Genomic DNA, 20,081 nt, shown 5'->3' on the forward strand with positions numbered 1-20,081 from the left:
AGCCGGAGCGCAAGGAACGGAAGGAACGGCAGGCGGGGCCGTCTCGCCATGGGGACGGACCGTACGGCGAGATCAACAATCTGTTTAAGATCGGCGCGTCCTGCCCCGTACCACCCAGAACCGCCCCGGAGCACGCGCATGACCACGCCGCCGTCCGCCACCACCCGGCCGAGCCTTCCGCATCTGCTGCGGGCCACGGCCTTCGCGATCGGTGCGCTGCTGCTGCTCGTCACGGTCGGCGTCGTGCTCCACCAGCCGCTGCTCATCCCGCCGTTGGCGGCCAGCGCGGCCCTTGTGCACGGCGCCCCCGGGCTGCCGCTCGCGCAGCCGCGCAACCTCGTCGGCGGGCATCTGATGTCGGCGGTGATCGGCTTCGCCACCCTCGCCGTGGCGGGCAGCAGCGCCTGGGCGGCGGCGGTCGCGGCCGGGCTCGCGCTCGGCGCGATGATGCTGACCCACCTGTCGCACTCCCCGGCGGCCGCCACCGCAGTGATCGTCGTGCTGCAGGCCCCGCCGCCCGTACCGTTCCTGCCGCTGCTCGCCCTCGGCGCCTGTCTGCTCGTCGCGATCGGCCTGCTCCCGGGCCGCATAGCCGGGCATCCGGTGCGCTACCCGGTCAGCTGGTGAACCCTGACCCGGCGGCGACCGGAGCCCTGGGCGACGCGGCGGCCACCCTGCGTTTCCCCATCCGCCGGTGGGGATGTGAGGATACGGGCATGAGTAACAACGTTTTCTTCGAGATCGAGATCGACGGCAAGCCCGCCGGGCGCATCGAATTCAAGCTGTACGACGACGTGGTCCCCAAGACCGCCCGCAACTTCCGCGAGCTGGCCACCGGCCAGAACGGCTACGGCTACGAGGGCTCCGGCTTCCACCGCGTCATCCCCGAGTTCATGCTGCAGGGCGGTGACTTCACCAACCACAACGGCACCGGCGGCAAGAGCATCTACGGCGAGAAGTTCGCCGACGAGAACTTCCAGCTGAAGCACAGCGACGCGGGCCTGCTGTCCATGGCCAACGCCGGCCCGAACAGCAACGGCTCGCAGTTCTTCATCACGACGGTCGTCACCCCGTGGCTGGACGGCAAGCACGTCGTCTTCGGCGAGGTCGTCGAGGGCATGGACGTCGTCAAGGCGATCGAGGCGCTGGGCTCCCGCAGCGGCAAGCCCGCGAAGACGATCACCATCGCCAAGTCCGGCGTCGTCGAGGGCTGACCCGGCCCGGCACAGGTGCCCGTGACGCACGGCGCACCGCCCAACTTCGAGCACCCGGTGACCTGTTCACCGGGTGCTCGCCCGTACCGGCCCCGAACCCCGGACCGGCCGTCGGGGCGTAAGGGCGTTCGCTTAACCTGGCAGTGTCAGAGAGGCGGCGGATGCAGGTGAGGTATGGAGAGCAGGCCCGTGTGGTGACCCGCAGCGCGCACCCGGCCGGCGCGGCTCCGCGCCAGGGCCCGGCCGGGGCTTCCGAGGCGGCCCGCCGTGGATAAGGTCCTGCTCACGGCCGCCGGCCTGTACGTCATCGTCCTGCTCCGCGCCGGCGGGACCTTCGCCGTGGGCCGCCTCGCCGCCGCCGGGGCCCGCCGCAGCAGGTTCGCGGAGAAGTTCTCGCAGTCCAGGTTCCAGCGGGTCGAGCGCGCCATCCAGCGCTGGGGCGCCCCGGTCGTCGCCGTCTCGTTCCTGACCGTCGGCTTCCAGACCGCCGCCAACTTCCTCGCGGGCAGCATGCGCATGCCGCTCAGCCGCTACCTCCCGGCCCTGTTCGTCGGCGGCGCCTGCTGGGCCCTGCTGTACGCGACCGCCGGGATCGGCGCCCTGGAACTGATCGGCCGTCTCTTCGCCGAGCACACGGCCCTCGGCGTGGGCGCCGTGGCCGCGCTCGTCGCCGCCCTGTGCGGCTTCATCGCCTACCGCCGCAGGCGCGCCGCCGCCACCCCGGCCGAGCAGGACACGGCGCCAGAGAAGGACGCGACGGCGGACGGCGCCTAAGACTCCGCCGAGCCCGCCGCCCGCGGCGAGGGCCGCCGCACCGACGGGTGGCCGATGCGCCGATCGGCAGGCCGATGCGCGCCGATCAGCAGGCCGGTGCCCGACCGTCGGCGTTCACCGTCAGCCGTCCCGCCCCAGCAACCGCACCACCCCCGCGAGCCCCTCGAAGCAGTGGTCGAACCGGTCCTCGGCGCGCGGTGGGTCGCCGACCGGGCGGTGGACGTAGGCCGTGCGCATGCCCACCCGCTGCGCGCCCCGCAGGTCCCACGCGTGGGCCGCAACCATCAGGGCGCGCTCCGGCGGGCAGCCTGCCGCGTCGAGCGCGAGCCGGTAGACCTCGGGGGCGGGCTTGTGCGCGCGGGCGTCGTCGGCGGACAGGAGCTGGTGCCAGCGCAGGCCCGCGTGCGCGTTCAGGCGCAGCAGCGTCGTCCGGGAGGCGTGGGACAAGCCCATGACGGGGACGTGCCGGGCGAGCGCGGTGAGCCCTGCCGCCGAGTCGTCCCAGGGGTGCAGCCGCTCGCTCGCCGTCGCGAGCCGGGCGATCGCCGACTCGTCGCGGACGCCCGCCAGTTGAGCCACCCGCCGGGCCGCTTCCGCGTCCAGCGTCGCCGAGTCCGCGTACGCCCGGCCGCCCTCCGCCATGCGCCGCTGCTCCCGCGCGACATGCCCCTGCCACACCCCGAGCAGCCGCTCCGCCCGCCCCGGCTCGCAGTCGGGCACGGCCTCCCGGACGGCGGCGCGCAAGCCGCCCGGCTCGTCGACCATCGTGCCCAGGATGTCGAAGACGACTACGTCGAACACTCGGATCTCCTCCTCGGGACGCACGCCCGGCACCTGCCGACGCCGACCGCGATGCGTCACCGCCTGAACCGGTGACGCGGTCACTTCTCGATACTTGCCGAGCGCCGCGTCACCGGTCAAGCTGGTGACGTGACTTTCGCCTACGTGAGCGGCAACCCCGCCCTGGACCTCGTCGGCACCGTCGGCTCCCGCGACGACAACCCCGTCGACCTCCTCGCCCGCCCCGCCGACCTGGAGCGATGGATCCTGGAATGCCCGGAGTTGCCGGACCGTGTGCGCGTCGACGAGGCGGCGTTCGCGTACGCGCTGCGCCTGCGCGAGGCCGTCCACCGGCTGGCCCTCGACCGCCTCCACGGCCGGCCCTTCACCCGCGCCTCCCTGGACCTCCTCAACGAGGCCGCCGCGGCCCCGCCCCTCACCGTCCGACTCGCCGACACGGGACTGAGGTCGACGGGTGACATCACCGCGGCCCTGTCCCACCTCGCCCGCCGCGCCGCCGCCCTGCTCGCCGACCGCGACGCCTGCCTCAAGGAGTGCGGCCGGCCGGGCTGCACCCGCCTCTATGTCGACCGCTCCCGCGGCGCCCGCCGGACCTGGTGCGGAATGGAGTCCTGCGGCAACCGCGTCAAGGCGGCGGCGTACCGGGCGCGCAAGCGCGCGGCGTCGGCGCACACCTAGCGGGCGCGCACTCCCGTCCGGCCCCGCACCCCGCCCGAAACCGCCCCCTGCACACCCCTTGACCCCCTGCCGCGGGGGAGTGCAGCATGCGTACCGACTGGGCGGTATGTGTGGCGGGCACGGGATTGCCGCGTCGCCTCGCCGTGGACCGGAACGCCTCAGGAGTGCCCGCATCGTGACCCGTGTTCTGATCGCCAACCGAGGCGAGATCGCCGTCCGAGTCGTCCGCGCCGCCCGCGCCGCCGGCCTGAGCCCGGTCGCCGTGCACGCGCCGGGGGACCGGGACGCGCTGCACGTACGACGGGCCGACGAGGCCCACGAATTGACCGGCCCCGACGGCTATCTCGACGCCGAGCAGCTGGTCGCCGTGGCTCGCCGCGCCGACTGCGCGCTCGTGCACCCGGGATACGGATTCCTCAGCGAGAACGCCGAGTTCGCGCGGCTCTGCGGCAAGGCCGGGCTGACCTTCGTCGGCCCCTCGCCCGAGGTGCTCGTCGAGTTCGGCGACAAGGCGCGGGCGCGGGCCCTCGCCGAGGCGCACGACGTGCCGGTGCTGCGCGCCACCCCGGCGGGCACGACGCTCGCCGACGCGGCCGCGTTCCTCGCCGGACTCGGCCCCCGCGCCGCCGTGATGGTCAAGGCCGCCTCGGGCGGCGGCGGCCGCGGCATGCGCGTCGTACGCCGCCCGGAGGAACTGGCGGAGGCGTTCGAGCGCTGCCGCTCCGAGGCCGAACGCGCCTTCGGCGACGGGCAGTTGTACGTCGAGGAACTCCTCGACGCGGCCCGGCACGTCGAGGTGCAGGTGCTCGGTGACGGCACCGGCGCGGTCAGTCATCTGTGGGACCGGGAGTGCACGATCCAGCGCCGCCACCAGAAGCTGATCGAGGTCGCGCCCTGCACCACCCTCACCCGCGCCGCCCGCGACCCGCTGCTCGCCGCGGCCCGCCGGATGGCCGCCGCCGTCGGCTACCGAGGGCTCGGCACGTTCGAGTTCCTCGTCGACGCCCACGACCCCGGCCGCTGGTACTTCATGGAGGCCAACCCGCGCGTGCAGGTCGAGCACACGGTGACCGAGGAGATCACCGGAGTCGACCTGGTCTCCGCCCAGTTGGACGTCGCCCTCGGCCGCACCCTCGACGAGCTCGGCCTCACCCAGGACCGCATCCCCGAGCCGCGCGGCGTCGCCGTGCAGGCGCGGGTCAACCTGGAGACCCTGCGCCGCGACGGCACCGCACGCGCCGCCTCCGGCCGCATCGACGTCTTCGAGGTGCCGACCGGCCCCGGCGTACGCGTCGACACGCACGGGCACGCGGGCCTCGTCGCCGACGGGCGGTACGACTCGCTGCTCGCCAAGGTGATCGTCACCGTGCCCCGCGGCGGGCTCGACCGGGCCGCGGCCCGCGCGGACGCCACGCTCGCCGAGTTCCGCGTCGACGGCCCCGCCACCAACATCGACGCCCTGCGCGCGATCCTCGGCCACCCCGCGTTCCGCACCGGCGAGGCCACCACCCGCTTCGTGGACGACCACCTCGACGCCCTCCTGCCGCAGGAGGACGACCAGCCGGCCCGGGCCACGGACCGACTCACCGAGATCCGCGCCGACTTCGTCGCCACCGTCGTCTCCGTACCCGTACGAGAAGGCCAACAGGTCGCCGCCGGGGCGCCGTTGGCGGTGCTGGAGTCCATGAAGATGGAGCACGTCGTCACCGCGGGCGTGGCCGGAACCGTCCGCGAGGTGCGGGCCGCCGTCGGCGACACGGTGCCCGAGGGCGGCCTGCTCCTGCGCGTCGACCCCGACGGAACCGGGGCCGAACAGGCCGACGCGGTCGAGGAGTTGGACCTCGACACGGTCCGCCCCGACCTCGCCGAGATCCGGGACCGGCACGCCCGCACGCTCGACGCGAGCCGCCCCGAGGCGGTCGACCGACGGCACGCCACCGGCCACCGCACCGCCCGCGAGAACGTCGAGGACCTGTGCGACGACGGCTCGTTCGTCGAGTACGGCTCCCTCGCCGTCGCCGCCCAGCGCCGCCGCCGCACCCTCGACGACCTGATCGCGCACACCCCCGCCGACGGCATGGTCACCGGCATCGGCCGCGTCGACGCGGCCCGCTGCGTCGTCCTCGCGTACGACTACACGGTCCTCGCCGGGACGCAGGGGTACGTCAACCACCACAAGACCGACCGGATGCTCGAACTCGCCGAGCAGCAGCGGATTCCCGTGGTCCTCTTCGCGGAGGGCGGCGGCGGCCGGCCCGGCGACACCGACAGCAACACGGCCTCCGGTCTCGACGTGCCGACGTTCGCGACGATGGGCCGGCTGAGCGGCGCCGTCCCGACCGTCGGCATCGCCTCCGGCCGCTGCTTCGCGGGCAACGCCGCGCTGCTCGGCTGCTGCGACGTCGTCATCGCCACGAAGGACGCCACCATCGGCATGGGCGGCCCGGCGATGATCGAGGGCGGCGGCCTCGGCCGGTACCGGCCCGACGAGGTCGGCCCGATGTCCGTGCAGGTGCCCAACGGCGTCGTCGACGTCCTGGTGGAGGACGAGGCCGAAGCCGTCGACGTGGCCCGCCGCTACCTCTCGTACTTCACCGACAGCCCGCGCGCAAAGGGCAGTTGGGAGCAGCCCGACCCGCGCGTCCTGCGGCATGTCGTGCCCGAGAACCGGGTGCGGGTCTACGACGTGCGGGCAGCCGTGCGCGGCATCGCCGACGAGGGCTCCGTGCTGGAACTGCGGCCCGCGTTCGGCCGGGGCGTCGTCACCGCCCTCGTCCGGATCGAGGGCCGCCCCCTGGGCCTGGTCGCCAACGATCCCGCGCACCTCGGCGGCGCCGTCGACGCGCCGTCCGCCGACAAGCTCGCCCGCTTCCTGCAGCTCTGCGACGCGCACGGCCTGCCGGTGGTGTCCCTCTGCGACACGCCGGGCTTCATGGTCGGCCCCGAAGCCGAACGGACCGCGACCGTACGGCACTTCAGCCGCCTCTTCGTCGTCGGCGCCAACCTGCGAGTGCCACTCGTCGCGGTCGTGCTGCGCAAGGCGTACGGGCTCGGCGCGATGGCCATGGTCGGCGGTGGCTTCCGCACCCCGGCCGCGACCGTCGCCTGGCCCACAGGGGAGGTCGGCCCGATGGGCCTGGAGGGCGCGGTGCGGCTCGGCTACCGGCGGGAGCTCGACGCGATCGACGACCCGGCCGACCGGCAGCGCGCCTTCGACGACCTCGTCGCCGAGCACTACGACCGCGGCAAGGCCATCAACGCGGCCACCGTCTTCGAGCTGGACGACGTCATCGACCCGGCCGACACCAGGGCCTGGATCACCGCCGCCCTGCCGCCCGAGACGGACCGACCGCCGCTGCGGCGGTCGTTCGTCGACACCTGGTGAGCGCCCGTACGCCCGTGACCGTGGAGGAGAGCGAGCCTTGGACCCCGTGAGCAGCGCCAGCCTTGAGCAGTACCTGCGTGACCTGCGCGCCCGGCAGGACGCCACCCGCCCGGCCGGGCTCCCGGCGACCGTGCACTACCCGCTCGGCGAGACCGGCATCCCCGAACACGTCGCCCACTGGGCCCGTACGGTCCCCGACCGCCCGGCGATCGTCTTCGAGGGCCGCACGACGACCTACGCGGAACTCGACGCCCTCGTCGGCTCCGTCTCCGGCTGGCTGCGGGCGAGCGGCGTACGGCCCGGGGACCGGGTGGCCGTGCATCTGCCGAACACCCCGCAGTTCGTCGTCGCGATGATGGCGGTCCTGCGGCTCGGCGCGGTCCACGTGCCCGTCAACCCGATGTTCCAGGCCGCCGAGCTGGCCCACGAACTGGCCGACAGCGGTGCCGAGATCGTCCTCACCCTCGACCGTCTCCTGCCCGTCCTCGACACCGTCCTCGACCGCGTCCCCGTACGCCACGTCCTCGTCACCGGCGCCCACGAGATGGCCGCCGCCGCGACCCCACCCGAACTCCCCGCCGGCCGCTCCGCCCTCACCCCCTGGTCGGACGCCGTCGCGCACGCGCCCTCGCCCGCGCACCCCACCGACCTGGACGCCCTCGCCGCGCTCAACTACACCGGCGGCACAACCGGGCTGCCCAAGGGCTGCGAGCACACCCAGCGGCACATGCTCTACACCACCGCCTCCAGCGCGAGCGCCATGGGCCGCGGTGCGAACGGGGACTTCATCGCGCTCTGCTACATCCCGATCTTCTGGATCGCCGGCGAGAACCTCGGCATCCTCAGCCCTCTCGTGCTCGGCGGCACCTCCGTGCTCATGCCCCGCTGGGACCCGGCCGCCGCCCTCGACCTGCTGGCCCGGCACCGCGTCAGCACGATGGTCGGCACCGTCGAGAACTACCTGGAGCTCCTCGAACGCCCCGAGTTCCCCGCCACGGACCTCTCCGCCCTGGACGACCCGATGGCCGTGTCCTTCGTACGCAAACTCAGCCCCGAGATCCGCCACCGCTGGCAGGCCGCCGCCGGACCCCACTCGGTGCTCCGCGAAGGCGCGTACGGGATGACCGAGACGCACACCTTCGACGCCACCCCCTACGGGCTCGCGCAGGACGACCGGGACCTGCTCGCCGAACCCGTCTTCTGCGGGGTGCCCGTGCCCGGCACCGACATCGCGGTCGTGTCGTTCGAGACGGGCGAGCCGCTGCCGCTCGGCGAGGTCGGCGAGATCGTCGTCCGCAGCCCCTCCGTGATGACCGGCTACTGGCGCAATCCCGAGGCCACGGCCGCCCAACTCCGGGACGGCTGGCTGCACACCGGGGACAACGGCCGCATCGGCGAGGACGGCTGCCTGCGGTACCTGGGCCGCGACAAGGACATGATCAAGGTCAAGGGGATGAGCGTGTTCCCGGCCGAGGTCGAGCTGCTCCTCACCCGGCACCCGGGCGTGCGCACGGCGGCCGTCGTGCCGGGGCGGCACCCGGAGAAGGGGCAGGTGCCGGTCGCGTTCGTCAGCCTCGAACCCGGCGCGGACCTCACGGCGGAGGGCCTGGAGGAGTGGGCGCGCTCGGCGATGGCCTCGTACAAGGTGCCGCGCGTGCGGATCGTCGCCGACTTCCCGATGACGACGACCGGGAAGATCCGCAAGGTCGAACTCGTCGAGCGGGCCCAGGAGATCGTGGACGCGGGCTTCCGCCCCGTGTGATCCGGCACGTCACGGTGTGACGCGGCTTACAGGGCGGGTCGGGGCGTTGACGCGGCCCGCCCGCTGCGCGAAGGTGAGAGCGCAGCCAGCTCTAAGCAACTGCTTAGTATGGGAAGGTCTCGAAGGGGTCATGATGCCGGAAGCAGTGATCGTCGCCACCGCCCGCTCGCCCATCGGCCGGGCGTTCAAAGGCTCGCTCAAGGACATGCGCCCCGACGACCTCGCCCTGCAGATGGTCCGCGCCGCCCTCGCCAAGGTGCCCGCGCTCGACCCGGCCGACATCGACGACCTGGTGCTCGGCTGCGGTCAGCCGGCGGGTGAGTCCGGGTTCAACATGGGCCGCATCGTCGCCGTGCTTGCGGGGTTGGACGGGGTGCCGGGGACGACGGTCAACCGGTACTGCTCGTCCAGCCTGCAGAGCACCCGCATGGCGCTGCACGCGATCAAGGCGGGCGAGGGGGACGTCTTCCTCTCCGTCGGAGTGGAGACCGTCAGCCGGTACGGCAAGGGCAACGCGGACGGGCTGCCGGACACGCGGAACCCGCTGTTCGACGAGGCGCAGGCACGTACCGAGAAGTTCGCCGCGGGCGGTCAGGTCTGGCGCGACCCGCGTGCGGACGGCCTCGTGCCGGACGCGTACATCGCGATGGGGCAGACCGCCGAGAACGTCGCGCAGCTGAAGGGCGTGACGCGGGCCGACCAGGACGCGTTCGGGGTGCGCTCGCAGAACCGGGCCGAGCAGGCCATCACCGACGGCTTCTGGGCGCGGGACATCACGCCGGTCACGCTGCCCGACGGCACGGTGGTCGACGCCGACGACGGCCCGCGCAAGGGAGTCACCCTGGACGCCGTCTCCGCGCTGAAGCCGGTGTTCCGGCCCGACGGGACGGTGACGGCGGGGAACTGCTGCCCGCTGAACGACGGTGCGGCGGCGCTGGTGGTCATGTCGGACGTGAAGGCCCGCGCACTCGGCCTCACACCGCTCGCCCGGATCGTCTCCACCGGTGTGTCCGGGCTCTCGCCGGAGATCATGGGCCTCGGCCCGGTCGAGGCGTCCCGGCAGGCCCTGCGGCGCGCCGGGCTCGGCATCGGCGACATCGACCTGGTCGAGATCAACGAGGCCTTCGCCGCCCAGGTCATCCCGTCCGCACGGGAGTTGGGCATCGACGAGGACAAGCTGAACGTCAACGGCGGCGCCATCGCCGTCGGCCACCCCTTCGGCATGACCGGCGCCCGCATCACGTCCACGCTGATCAACTCCCTGCAGTGGCACGACAAGCAGTTCGGCCTGGAGACCATGTGCGTCGGCGGCGGCCAGGGCATGGCGATGGTCGTCGAGCGGCTGAGCTGAGGGACGCGGACGATATGAGTACGACGACCGGCCCTCAGCGAGCGCGAGCGCGATGCCCGGCCTGCCATCACGCGACGACCGGCATCCGCCACTCCGCCACCCCCGACCCCACGAGCAACGACCCGAGGACCCCATGAGCACGCGATTCGCAGGACGTACGGCCATCGTCACCGGAGCCAGCCGGGGCATCGGCCTCGCCATCGCCGAACGGCTCGTCGCCGAGGGCGCGAAGGTCGTCGTCACCGCCCGCAAGCAGGAGGCGCTCGACGAGGCGGTCGCCCACCTCGGCGGGCCCGAGCACGCCCTCGGCGTCGCGGGCCACGCCGACGACACCGACCACCAGGCCGAGACCGTCAAGCGTGCCGTCGACACCTTCGGCAGCGCCGACCTCCTCGTCAACAACACCGGCATCAACCCCGTCTACGGGCCGCTCGTGGAGCTCGACCTCAAGGCGGCCCGCAAGATCGTCGAGGTCAACTGCCTCGCCGCGCTGTCCTGGGTGCAGCAGGTGCACGGGGCATGGATGAAGGACCACGGCGGCTCCGTCGTCAACGTCTCGTCGGTGGCGGGCATCCGCCCCGCACCCGGCATCGGGTTCTACGGCGCCTCCAAGGCGATGCTGACCCACATCACCGAGGAACTCGCCGTCGAGCTGGGCCCCGACATCCGCGTCAACGCGGTCGCCCCGGCCGTGGTGAAGACCCAGTTCGCCACCGCGCTGTACGACGGCCGGGAGGAACAGGTCGCCGCCGCGTACCCGTTGAAGCGGCTCGGCGTGCCCTCCGACATCGGCAGCGTCGTCGCGTTCCTGCTGTCCGACGACGCGGCGTGGATGACCGGCCAACTCCTCGTCGTCGACGGCGGCGTGACGCTCACCGGGGGTGTGTGACGGTGCCGGAGGCAGGCGCGGCCGGGACAGGCGCGGCGGCGGGGGAGGGGAGGCTGATCGACGCCGTCGTGTTCGACTTCGGCGGAGTGCTGACCGGGCCCGTACGGGAGTCCATCGGGGCGTGGCTCGACCGCGACGGCATCGACCCGGCGTCGTTCTCCCGCACCCTCAAGGCGTGGCTGGCCCGGGACGCGCCCGAGGGAACGCCCATCCACCGCCTGGAGACCGGGGAGTTGACCGTCCCCGAGTTCGACGCGCTGCTCGCGGCGGAGCTCACGACCGTGGACGGCGGGGCGGTCTCGCCGGTCGGTGTTCTGGAGCGGCTGTTCGCGGAGCTCCGCGAGGACGAGGAGATGTTCGCCCTCGCGAGCGAGCTGCGGGAGCTCGGGGTGCGGGTCGCCGTGCTGTCCAACAGCTGGGGGAACATCTACCCGCGCGCACGGCTCGACGCGCTGTTCGACCCCGTGGTCATCTCGGAGGAGGTCGGTCTGCGGAAGCCGCACGCGGAGATCTTCGAGCTGACCCTCGGCCGGCTTCAACTCCCGCCTGCGCGGGTGCTGTTCATCGACGATGCCGAGCCGAACGTGCTGGGTGCCCGGGCCGTGGGGATGCGGGGGCATCTGCACACGGGGGTGGGGGGTACGCGGGAGGTGCTGCGGGGGCTGGTGCCGGGCTTGGCCCGTTGAGTTTCCCCTCCCCGCCCCTTGTCAGGGGCGCGGGGAACTGCGCGATCAGCCACAGCGGTGCCGCAGACGAACGACGGACCGGGGTCCGGGGCGAAGCCCCGGGGCTGTCCGCAGGACTTTCGGGAAGGGGCGGGGTGGGGAACACGTACCCGGCAGGAGAACCGCAGGTCGGGCCGCAGTAGAGTGCGGGGCTGTTGTCCGTGCAGAACCCCCACCCGAACCCCGAGGTACCCCCGCCGTGAGCCGCGCCCGACCGACAAGCCCCGCTGTCACCGTCGTAGGCATCGGCGCCGACGGGTGGGGCGGACTCCCCGAACCCTCGCGGGACGCCCTGCACGCCGCCGACGTGATCCTCGGCGGCGCCCGCCAGCTCGACCTGCTGCCCGACACGTGCAGCGGCGAACGCCGCAGCTGGCCCTCCCCGTTGCGCCCCGCCGTCCCCGGACTGCTCGCCGCGCACGCGGGCCGCCGCATCGCCGTCCTGGCCAGCGGCGACCCGTTGTTCTACGGCATCGGCCGCGCCCTCACCGAAGAGCTCGGCGCCGACGCGCTGCGTGTGCTGCCGCACCCCTCGTCCGTCGCGTACGCCTGTGCCCGGCTCGGCTGGCCGCAGGAGGACGTGGAGGTCGTGACCGTCGTCGGCCGGCCCGTCGCCCGGGTCGCCGCCGCGCTGCACCACGGGCGCCGGCTGCTCGTCCTGAGCGCGGGCGCCGCCACCCCCGGCGAGATCGCCGCCCTCCTCCGCGACCGCGGCTTCGGCCCCAGCCCGGTGCGCGTACTGGAACAACTCGGCGGCCCCGACGAGGACATCAGCGAACCGCTGCCCGCCGACGCCTGGCCCGCCGACCAGCCGTGCGACCCCCTGAACATCGTCGCCGTCGACTGCCGCCGCGCCCCCGACACCCTCCGCATCGGCGCCGTGCCGGGACTGCCCGACGCCGCGTACGAGCACGACGGCCAGCTCACCAAGCGGCACGTACGCGCCGCGACGCTCGCCGCCCTCGCGCCCGCGCCCGGCGAACTCCTCTGGGACGTCGGCGGAGGCTCCGGTTCCATCGCCGTGGAGTGGATGCGCACGCACCCCTCCTGCCGGGCCGTGACCGTGGAACGCGACCCGGTGCGCGCCGAGCGCATCGCCCGCAACGCGGACCGGCTCGGCGTGCCCGGCCTGCGCATCGTCACCGGCGCCGCGCCCGCCGCCCTCGCCGAACTCCCGCAGCCCGACGCCGTGTTCATCGGCGGCGGCCTCACCGCCCCCGGGCTGCTCGCGGCCTGCTGGGACGCGCTGCCGGTCGGCGGCCGGCTCGTCGCCAACACCGTGACCCTGGAGTCGGAGGCGCAGCTCGCCGCCGCCCAGCGGCGCCTCGGCGGCGAGCTGGTGAAACTCGCCGTCGCGCACGCCGTGCCCGTCGGCGGCTTCACCGGCTGGCGGCAGGCGATGCCCGTCACGCAGTGGGCCGTGCAGAAGACCTCCCCGAGCCGATACGACGACCCCGCAGGAGCAGAGCGATGACCGTGTACTTCATCGGAGCCGGGCCCGGTGCCGCCGACCTGATCACCGTGCGCGGCGCCCGTACGCTCGCCGCCTGCCAGGTCTGCCTGTACGCCGGCAGCCTCGTCCCGCGCGAACTCCTCGCCGAGTGCCCGCCCGACGCCCGCCTCGTCGACACCGCGCAGCTCAACCTCGACGAGATCACCGCCGAGCTGGTCCGCGCGCACGAGCAGGGGCTCGACGTGGCGCGGCTGCACTCCGGCGACCCGTCCGTGTTCAGCGCCGTCGCCGAGCAGATGCGGCGCCTCGACGCGGCCGGAGTGCCGTACGAGGTCGTCCCCGGCGTCCCCGCCTTCGCGGCCGCCGCGGCGTCCTTGAAGCGGGAGTTGACCGTCCCGACCGTCGGCCAGACCGTCATCCTGACCCGTGTCGCCCAGCGCGCCACCGCCATGCCGGAGGGCGAGGACCTGGCCACGCTCGGCCGGAGCGGCGCGCTGATCGTGCTGCACCTGGCCGCCGGGCTTGTGGACCGCGTCGTCGACGAACTCCTGCCGCACTACGGAGCCGACTGTCCCGCCGCCGTCGTCGCGTACGCCTCCCGCCCCGACGAGATCGTCCTCCGCGGCCGCCTCGACGAGATCGCAGGGCAGGTCAAGGCCGCGGGCATCCAGCGCACCGCCGTGATCATCGTCGGCCGCACACTCGGCGCGGAACAGTTCCGCGACAGCCACCTGTACTCGGCGGAACGCGACCGCCACACCTGCTGAGACCGGTGGCCGCCATGGACGAAGAGGTCATCCCGATCCTCCGGGTCGAGGACGCCGCACGTGCCGTCCGCTGGTACGCCCGGCTCGGCTTCGCACAGCAGTGGGAGCACCGCTTCGAGCCGGGCCTCCCGGTCTTCACGGAGGTCGCGCGCGGCCGCGTACGGCTGTTCCTGTCCGAGCACGAGGGCGACGCCCGGCCGGACACCCTCGTGTACCTGCGCGTCGCGGACGTCGACGCCGTGGCCGCGGAGTTCGGCGTACGCGCCGAACAGGCCCCCTGGGGCCGGGAGTTGGAGCTCACCGACCTGGACGGCAACCGAATCCGCGTGGGCGCGACGGCCTCGGGGGACGACGCTCACCCTCGCCCGTAGGCCCGTAGGCCGTACGCCCGACCGCCCCCCGGCTCAGCCCGTCGGCCCCCGTACCGCGCTGCGGCCCACCACCGTGCCCGCCCGGTCGATGCAGATCACGTCGACCGCGACCGGGGCGCCCCGCAGCACCGTCAGGGCCTCGTCGCGGGCCGCCGCGGCCACCAGGTCGCCGAGCGGGACCCCGGCCGCCATGCACAGCTGGAGTGCCGCGAGGCCCGTGTTCGCCTCGGCGATCCGCGCGGCCAGCGCCTCGTCCGCACCGCCCGTGCGGGCCAGCTCGGCGAGGAAGCCCTTGTCGACCTGCGAGCGCGCCGAGTGCAGGTCCAGATGCCCGGCCGCCAGCTTCGACAGCTTCGCGAAACCGCCGCACACCGTCAGCCGGTCTACGGGGTGGCGGCGGATGTACTTCAGCACCGCGCCCGCGAAGTCCCCCATGTCGAGCAGCGCGTCCTCGGGCAGCGCGTACTCGGCGACGACCGTCTTCTCCGACGTCGACCCCGTGCACCCCGCCACATGCGTACGCCCCGCCGCCCGCGCCACGTCCACCCCGCGCCGGATCGAGTCGATCCACGCCGAGCACGAGTACGGCACCACGACCCCCGTCGTGCCCAGGATCGACAGGCCGCCGAGGATGCCCAGCCGCGGATTCCACGTCGAGCGGGCGATCTCCTCGCCGTGGTCGACGGAGACCGTGATCTCCACGTCGCCGCTGCCGCCGTACCGTGCGGCGACCTCCGCGACGTGCTCGCGCATCAACTGCCGCGGCACCGGGTTGATCGCCGGCTCACCGACGTCGAGCGGCAGCCCCGGCCGCGTGACCGTCCCCACGCCCGGCCCCGCCCTGAACACCACCCCGGCCCCGGCGGGCAGCAGCCGCACCGTGGCCCGTACCAGCGCCCCGTGCGTGACGTCCGGGTCGTCCCCCGCGTCCTTCACGATCCCCGCCATCGCGTACGCGTCGGTCAACTCCTCGGCGGCGAGCGCGAACGACGGGGTCTGGCCCTTCGGTAGCGTGATCGTCACCGGGTCCGGGAAGTCCCCGGCCAGCAGCGCCGTGTACGCGGCGGTCGTCGCCGCCGTCGCGCACGCCCCGGTCGTCCAGCCGGGCCGCAGGCCGGTGTGCTGCAACTGCGCGCCGCGCCCGCCCTTCGCCCCGCCGGAACCCTGGCCGCCGCCCCGCGCGGCGCCCTGCGCACCGCTGGACGTATCGTCGACGCCCTGCACGTCACCGCTCATGATCGGACCCGACTCCCATGCACGTACTGATACTCGGCGGGACCACGGAAGCCCGCCGGCTCGCCGAGCTGCTCCACGGCACCCCCGGCCTGACGGTGACCAACTCCCTCGCCGGACGCGTCGCGAGCCCCAGGCTGCCGCCCGGCGAGGTCCGCGTCGGCGGCTTCGGCGGGGCGGAGGGGCTGGCCGCGTGGCTGCGCGAGCACCAGGTCGACGCGCTCATCGACGCCACCCACCCCTTCGCCGGGACCATCAGTTTCAACGCGGCACGGGCCGCCGCCACCGCCCATGTTCCCCTGCTCGCCCTGCGCCGCCCCGGCTGGGTCCCCGTCGCCGGCGACGACTGGCACGAGGCGGCGTCCCTCGAGCACGCCGCGGAGCTGCTGCCCGGCCTCGGCGAGCGGATCTTCCTGACCACGGGCCGCATGGGCCTCGCCGCCTTCGCGCACCTCTCCGAGCCGTGGTTCCTCGTACGGTCCGTCGACGCGCCGGACGGCCCGCGCCCCGCCCGCACCGAGGTGCTGCTCGACCGGGGGCCGTTCACGCTGGACGGGGAGCGGGAGGTGCTGCGGCGGTACGGGATCGACGTCGTCGTCACGAAGGACAGCGGCGGCGCGGCGACGGCCCCCAAACTCACGGCGGCCCGTGAGGCGCAGATCCCGGTCGTGGTCGTCCGCCGCCCGGCGGTCCCGGAGGGCGTCCGGGAGGTGGGGTCACCGGAGGAGGCGGCGCGATGGCTCGACCAGACGATCTGATCCCCACCCCGCCCCTTCCCGAAAGACTGCCGTCGGCACGGGGGCCGGCCCCCGGACCCCCGCTCCTCAAACGCCGGAGGGGCTGATTCGTGCCCCGACAGGGGCGGGGGGAACTGCGCGACCAGCCACGACGAGAGCCGCGGAGGAACGACGAACCGCCGGAGGCTTTCGGGAAGGGGCGGGGAGGGGAAGGTCACGACCCCTCGGGGTACCTCCGCGGCGTCCACACGACCTGCTCCCCGTCGCCCCGGCGTACCACCTGGGTCTGGGAGGACCCGACGAGCAGCAGTGTCCGCATGTCGACCTCCGCCGGGTCGAGCTCGGCGAGCCGCACGACGCGTACCCGTTCACCCGAACCGCCGACGTCCCGCGCGACGACCACCGGAGTGTCCGGAGCCCGGTGCTCCAGGAGCAGCTCGCGCGCCTTGCCGACCTGCCAAGTCCGGCTCCGTGAACCGGGGTTGTACAGGGCGAGCACCAGATCCGCCGCCGCAGCAGCCCGCAGCCGCTCGGCGATGACCTCCCACGGCTTGAGCCGGTCGGAGAGCGAGATCGTCGCGTAGTCGTGGCCGAGCGGCGCACCCGCGCGGGCCGCCGCCGCGTTGGCCGCGGTCACCCCCGGGAGGACCCGCACCGGCACGTCCGCGTACTCCTCCTGCGAGGCGACCTCCAGGACGGCCGTGGCCATCGCGAACACCCCGGGGTCGCCGCCCGAGACGACCGCGACCCGGCGTCCGCGGCGCGCCAGGTCGAGCGCGAACTCGGCGCGTTCCGACTCGACCTTGTTGTCCGAGCCGTGCCGCGACTGCCCGGGACGGTGCGGCACCCGGTCCAGGTAGGTGGTGTAGCCGACCAGGTCGTCCGCGGCGGCGAGCGCGCCCCGCGTCTCCGGCGTCAGCCACAGCGGCCCGGCCGGACCGGTACCGACGACCACGACCTCGCCGACGTCCCGCACCGGCCGCTGCACGTCGACCTCGCTCGGCAGCACCGCCACCGAGAAGTACGGCACCGACTCCTCGTCGACCTCCGCGAGCCGCGCGAGCCGCTGGCCGGGCATCGTGGCCCGCTCCACGTACCGCGCGGCCTCGAGGCGGCCCGAACTCTCCATCGCCCGGCGGACCTTGGGGAAGGTGCGGCCCAGCTTCATCACGACCGCGGCGTCCGTCGCGGCGAGCCGCGCCGTCAGCTCCTCCTCGGGCAGGGTGCCCGGCAGGATCGTCAGGACCTCCTCGCCCTCGGCGAGCGGAGTGCCGAGCCGCGCCGCGGCGGCCGAGACGGATGTGACCCCGGGGATCACCTCGGTCTCGTACCGGTCCGCGAGGCGCTTGTGCATGTGCATGTACGAGCCGTAGAACATCGGGTCGCCCTCGGCGAGGACGGCGACCGTGCGGCCCGCTTCGAGGTGCGCGGCGAGGCGTTCGGCGGCCTCGGCGTAGAACTCCTCCATGGCGCCCTTGTAGCCGCCCGGGTGGTCCGTGGTCTCCGTCGTGACGGGGTAGACCAGGCGCTCCTCGATGTGGTCGGCGCGCAGGTGCTTCTCCGCGATGGACCGTGCGATGGACCGGCCGTGCCGTGCGCTGTGGTACGCGATCACGTCGGCCTCGCCGATGATCTCGACGGCGCGGACGGTCATCAGGGACGGGTCGCCGGGGCCGAGCCCCACGCCGTACAGCTTGCCGCTCATTCTTCCTCGCTCGCGATCGCGTTGAGGGCGGCGGCGGCGATGGCGCTGCCGCCACGACGGCCGCGCACCACCAGGTGCTCGACGCCCGGGTACTCGGCCAGGGCGTCCTTGGACTCGGCGGCGCCGATGAAGCCGACCGGCACGCCGATGATCGCGGCGGGCTTCGGGGCGCCCTCGTCGAGCATCTCCAGGAGCCGGAACAGCGCGGTCGGCGCGTTGCCGACGGCGACGACGGAGCCTTCGAGGCGGTCCCGCCACAGTTCGAGCGCGGCGGCGCTGCGCGTCGTGCCGAGCTTCGCGGCGAGCTCCGGCACGGCCGGGTCGGAGAGCGTGCACAGCACGTCGTTGTCGGCGGGCAGCCGCTTGCGGGTCACTCCGCTCGCGACCATCTGCACGTCGGTGAAGATCGGCGCCCCGGCCCGCAGCGCGGCACGCGCGTTCGCGACGGCGTCGGGCGTGTACGAGAGGTCCTTCACGAGGTCGACCATCCCGCAGGCGTGGATCATCCGGACCGCGACCTGGCTGACGTCGGCGGGCAGGCCCGCGAGGTCGGCCTCCGATCGGATCGTGGCGAAGGACTGGCGGTAGATGGACGCCCCGTCCTTCTCGTAGTCGTAGGTGGTGGTCACGGTGTTCTTCTCGCTGCTCTCGGTCGTCGTGCGGTTCGATCGGTGAGCGCCACCAGGGCGGTGGCGAGCCGGGAGGGGTCGTCCAGGAGGACGGGTGCGGGTGCTGCGTCTGTCACGGCGGTCGCTTCGGCTGGTTCCGTGGCGGTGAGGCGGTAGCCGCCTTCGGGGGCGGCGACGACGTCGATCCGCCCGGTGCGCGGACGCCCGCAGCGGCGCTCGCAGCCGGACCAGTAGAGGGGGAGGTGCGCCCCGGCGGCCGCGTCGAGCGCGCGGGCCGCGTCCGCCTGCACGTCCGCGTGGGACTTGGCGCAGCCGGGCCGCCCGATGCAGGCGCCGACGCGCAGCCAGGGGGAGTCGGGGGAGGTGACGAGCCCGGCGGCGGCGAGCCGCGCGAGCGCGTACGAGGCGTCGGAGGGGACGAGTCCGGGGGCGGGGACGACCGCTCCGCTCCAGGGCGTCAGCCGCAGCTCCCCGCCGTGCCGTTCGGCGGTCCGCGTCAACGCGTCCCACTGGTGGGCCGAGAGACGGCCGAGAGGAATGTGCACCGACAGGGCCGCACCGGAAAATCCGGGCACCGGCCCGTCGGCGAGGGCGACTTCACGCGCCCGTATCGCACCGTCGACGCCCGCAGCCGTCAGCCGCTCGACGACGGTACGGGTCAACTCCTCGGCGGGGACGCCCAGTTCGGCCACCCGCCAGACCTGCCTGCCGTGCTGCGTGCGCTCGGCCGCCGACGTGAGAAACGTCTCGGCGGCGATCAGCGCGGACCGGGGCACATCGGACCCGGCCACCGCGATCGCCTCGCCGGACGAGCCGAGCGAGAGCAGCGCGGCGCCGTCGGCGGCAGCCCGTACCGTCACGTCCGCGTCCAGGCCCGCCACGTCGCCGCGGCCGTCGTCGAGCGCGAACAGGAAACGGCCGGACAGATCGCGGGCCGTTTCGCTCGCGCACAGCTCCGCGTCCAGCCCCGTCAACCACGGCCGTACGTCGGCGAGACCGGCGCCGTCCAGGCCCGACAGCGGCGAGGCCACGACGTTCCGCACCCGCTCGTGCGTGCGGGAGGGCAGCAGCCCCACCGAGTCCAGAACGGCGGCCAGTTGGGCCCCGCAGCCGTCCCCGAGACCACGCAGCTGGACGTTGCCGCGCGAGGTCAGATGCAGCTCTCCGTCCCCGAGCTCACGCGCGGCGGCGGCGAGCGCGTCGGCCTGCCGTACGTCGAGCACACCGCCGGGAATCCGGATCCGGGCCAGCGCCCCGTCGTCCGCGGCGTGCAGCCTGAGCGACCCCGGGCAGGCGTCACCGCGGTCCCGTGCGACCGCTGTGGCCTGGGACGATGAGCGGGGGGCTGGCGAGGACATGGCGGCGAGCATACCTACCGCCGCACGGGCCGTCCGCCCCGCCCGTTCCTCCCGTGGCCTGTCCTCGCACTTCGGGGGACCGCGGGAGATCGGGGACCGGACCCTTACTATGCTCTCGGCGGATCATCCGGTCCGTCGTCGCCGGCGAGGCGACAGGGGAGGAAGCCCGGTGCGAATCCGGCGCGGTCCCGCCACTGTGAGCCCGGCCCGAGGGGGACGTCCCCGACGGCGCGGGTGAGCCAGGAACTC

18 protein-coding genes and 1 riboswitch are annotated in these 20,081 nt (G+C 74.1%); of the genes, 13 read left to right on the forward strand and 5 right to left on the reverse strand.

The genetic code is table 11. The features are described 5' to 3' along the window. The first annotated feature begins 138 nt into the window (after positions 1-138). The 3 genes from ACIDOF_RS20355 (at position 139) to ACIDOF_RS20365 (ending at position 1,988) form a co-directional block, all read left to right on the forward strand. Positions 139-627 carry an HPP family protein gene (locus tag ACIDOF_RS20355; protein ID WP_409007376.1) on the forward strand — a complete coding sequence of 163 codons (489 nt, stop codon included), beginning with the start codon at positions 139-141 and terminating at the stop codon, positions 625-627. A gap of 89 nt (positions 628-716) precedes the next feature. Further along, positions 717-1,214, forward strand: coding sequence for a peptidylprolyl isomerase (locus tag ACIDOF_RS20360; protein WP_409007377.1), 498 nt, complete (start codon positions 717-719; stop codon positions 1,212-1,214). A 267-nt stretch (positions 1,215-1,481) separates the two neighbouring features. Then, a complete protein-coding gene (locus ACIDOF_RS20365; protein WP_409007378.1) occupies positions 1,482-1,988 on the forward strand; it encodes a DedA family protein in 507 nt (168 codons plus the stop codon). 120 nt (positions 1,989-2,108) lie between these two features. On the opposite strand, the gene ACIDOF_RS20370 is transcribed toward ACIDOF_RS20365, so the two are convergent. Then, a complete protein-coding gene (locus ACIDOF_RS20370) occupies positions 2,109-2,795 on the reverse strand; it encodes a haloacid dehalogenase type II (RefSeq protein ID WP_409007514.1) in 687 nt (228 codons plus the stop codon). Positions 2,796-2,918: 123 nt separating this feature from the next. Here ACIDOF_RS20370 and ACIDOF_RS20375 point away from each other — a divergent pair, with 123 nt between their 5' ends. The 9 genes from ACIDOF_RS20375 to ACIDOF_RS20415 all read left to right on the forward strand — a co-directional run bounded on the left by ACIDOF_RS20375 (position 2,919) and on the right by ACIDOF_RS20415 (position 14,170). Further along, on the forward strand, positions 2,919-3,467 hold the full coding sequence (locus ACIDOF_RS20375) for a CGNR zinc finger domain-containing protein (protein WP_409007379.1): 549 nt from the start codon (positions 2,919-2,921) through the stop codon (positions 3,465-3,467). A 175-nt stretch (positions 3,468-3,642) separates the two neighbouring features. Continuing rightward, positions 3,643-6,852 carry a carboxyl transferase domain-containing protein gene (locus ACIDOF_RS20380; RefSeq protein ID WP_409007380.1) on the forward strand — a complete coding sequence of 1,070 codons (3,210 nt, stop codon included), beginning with the start codon at positions 3,643-3,645 and terminating at the stop codon, positions 6,850-6,852. A 46-nt stretch (positions 6,853-6,898) separates the two neighbouring features. Next, positions 6,899-8,614, forward strand: a complete 1,716-nt coding sequence (locus tag ACIDOF_RS20385; RefSeq protein WP_409007381.1) for an AMP-binding protein — start codon at positions 6,899-6,901, stop codon at positions 8,612-8,614. A 133-nt stretch (positions 8,615-8,747) separates the two neighbouring features. After that, positions 8,748-9,965: an acetyl-CoA C-acetyltransferase gene (locus ACIDOF_RS20390; protein WP_409007382.1), complete on the forward strand. Its 1,218-nt coding sequence runs from the start codon at positions 8,748-8,750 to the stop codon at positions 9,963-9,965. Between the two features lie 133 nt (positions 9,966-10,098). Next, positions 10,099-10,854 (forward strand): SDR family oxidoreductase, encoded by a 756-nt coding sequence (locus tag ACIDOF_RS20395; protein ID WP_409007383.1) that lies wholly within the window; start codon positions 10,099-10,101, stop codon positions 10,852-10,854. A gap of 2 nt (positions 10,855-10,856) precedes the next feature. Beyond that, the gene (locus ACIDOF_RS20400; protein WP_409007384.1) at positions 10,857-11,540 is read left to right on the forward strand and encodes an HAD family hydrolase; all 684 of its coding nucleotides are present in this window, start codon (positions 10,857-10,859) and stop codon (positions 11,538-11,540) included. 238 nt (positions 11,541-11,778) lie between these two features. Continuing rightward, entirely contained in the window at positions 11,779-13,053 is a 1,275-nt protein-coding gene (gene cbiE, locus ACIDOF_RS20405; protein WP_409007385.1) for a precorrin-6y C5,15-methyltransferase (decarboxylating) subunit CbiE, read from the forward strand. Next, on the forward strand, positions 13,050-13,799 hold the full coding sequence (gene cobM / locus ACIDOF_RS20410; RefSeq protein ID WP_409007386.1) for a precorrin-4 C(11)-methyltransferase: 750 nt from the start codon (positions 13,050-13,052) through the stop codon (positions 13,797-13,799). Before cbiE ends, cobM begins: the two co-directional genes overlap by 4 nt. Positions 13,800-13,813: 14 nt before the next feature. After that, on the forward strand, positions 13,814-14,170 hold the full coding sequence (locus ACIDOF_RS20415) for a glyoxalase superfamily protein (protein ID WP_409007387.1): 357 nt from the start codon (positions 13,814-13,816) through the stop codon (positions 14,168-14,170). Between the two features lie 33 nt (positions 14,171-14,203). Here ACIDOF_RS20415 and ACIDOF_RS20420 read toward each other — a convergent pair whose 3' ends face one another. Beyond that, a complete protein-coding gene (locus ACIDOF_RS20420) occupies positions 14,204-15,406 on the reverse strand; it encodes a cobalt-precorrin-5B (C(1))-methyltransferase (RefSeq protein ID WP_409007388.1) in 1,203 nt (400 codons plus the stop codon). 17 nt (positions 15,407-15,423) lie between these two features. Between ACIDOF_RS20420 and ACIDOF_RS20425 the strand changes: the two genes are divergently transcribed. Beyond that, entirely contained in the window at positions 15,424-16,161 is a 738-nt protein-coding gene (locus tag ACIDOF_RS20425; RefSeq protein ID WP_409007389.1) for a cobalt-precorrin-6A reductase, read from the forward strand. Positions 16,162-16,354: 193 nt separating this feature from the next. Here the strand turns inward: ACIDOF_RS20425 and ACIDOF_RS20430 are convergent, their stop codons facing one another. Genes ACIDOF_RS20430 through cobG form a run of 3 tightly spaced genes read right to left on the reverse strand, consistent with a single transcriptional unit; the run spans position 16,355 to position 19,832 of the window. Further along, a complete protein-coding gene (locus ACIDOF_RS20430; RefSeq protein ID WP_409007390.1) occupies positions 16,355-17,845 on the reverse strand; it encodes a precorrin-2 C(20)-methyltransferase in 1,491 nt (496 codons plus the stop codon). Next, on the reverse strand, positions 17,842-18,474 hold the full coding sequence (locus ACIDOF_RS20435) for a precorrin-8X methylmutase (protein WP_409007391.1): 633 nt from the start codon (positions 18,472-18,474) through the stop codon (positions 17,842-17,844). Before ACIDOF_RS20435 ends, ACIDOF_RS20430 begins: the two co-directional genes overlap by 4 nt. Further along, positions 18,471-19,832, reverse strand: a complete 1,362-nt coding sequence (gene cobG, locus ACIDOF_RS20440) for a precorrin-3B synthase (RefSeq protein WP_409007392.1) — start codon at positions 19,830-19,832, stop codon at positions 18,471-18,473. Before cobG ends, ACIDOF_RS20435 begins: the two co-directional genes overlap by 4 nt. A 158-nt stretch (positions 19,833-19,990) precedes the next feature. After that, a riboswitch (cobalamin riboswitch) is annotated at positions 19,991-20,081 on the forward strand.

Source organism: Streptomyces sp. Da 82-17 (genome assembly GCF_046098215.1).
Lineage (GTDB): Bacteria > Actinomycetota > Actinomycetes > Streptomycetales > Streptomycetaceae > Streptomyces.

Bases quoted from the DNA above. Each gene is read 5' to 3' on its own strand.
- cobG (WP_409007392.1), bottom strand. From the start codon at position 19,832: ATGTCCTCGCCAGCCCCCCGCTCATCGTCCCAGGCCACAGCGGTCGCA.
- ACIDOF_RS20390 (WP_409007382.1), top strand. From the start codon at position 8,748: ATGCCGGAAGCAGTGATCGTCGCCACCGCCCGCTCGCCCATCGGCCGG.
- ACIDOF_RS20425 (WP_409007389.1), top strand. From the start codon at position 15,424: ATGCACGTACTGATACTCGGCGGGACCACGGAAGCCCGCCGGCTCGCC.
- ACIDOF_RS20360 (WP_409007377.1), top strand. From the start codon at position 717: ATGAGTAACAACGTTTTCTTCGAGATCGAGATCGACGGCAAGCCCGCC.
- ACIDOF_RS20420 (WP_409007388.1), bottom strand. From the start codon at position 15,406: ATGAGCGGTGACGTGCAGGGCGTCGACGATACGTCCAGCGGTGCGCAG.
- ACIDOF_RS20355 (WP_409007376.1), top strand. From the start codon at position 139: ATGACCACGCCGCCGTCCGCCACCACCCGGCCGAGCCTTCCGCATCTG.
- ACIDOF_RS20415 (WP_409007387.1), top strand. From the start codon at position 13,814: ATGGACGAAGAGGTCATCCCGATCCTCCGGGTCGAGGACGCCGCACGT.
- ACIDOF_RS20395 (WP_409007383.1), top strand. From the start codon at position 10,099: ATGAGCACGCGATTCGCAGGACGTACGGCCATCGTCACCGGAGCCAGC.
- ACIDOF_RS20430 (WP_409007390.1), bottom strand. From the start codon at position 17,845: ATGAGCGGCAAGCTGTACGGCGTGGGGCTCGGCCCCGGCGACCCGTCC.
- cobM (WP_409007386.1), top strand. From the start codon at position 13,050: ATGACCGTGTACTTCATCGGAGCCGGGCCCGGTGCCGCCGACCTGATC.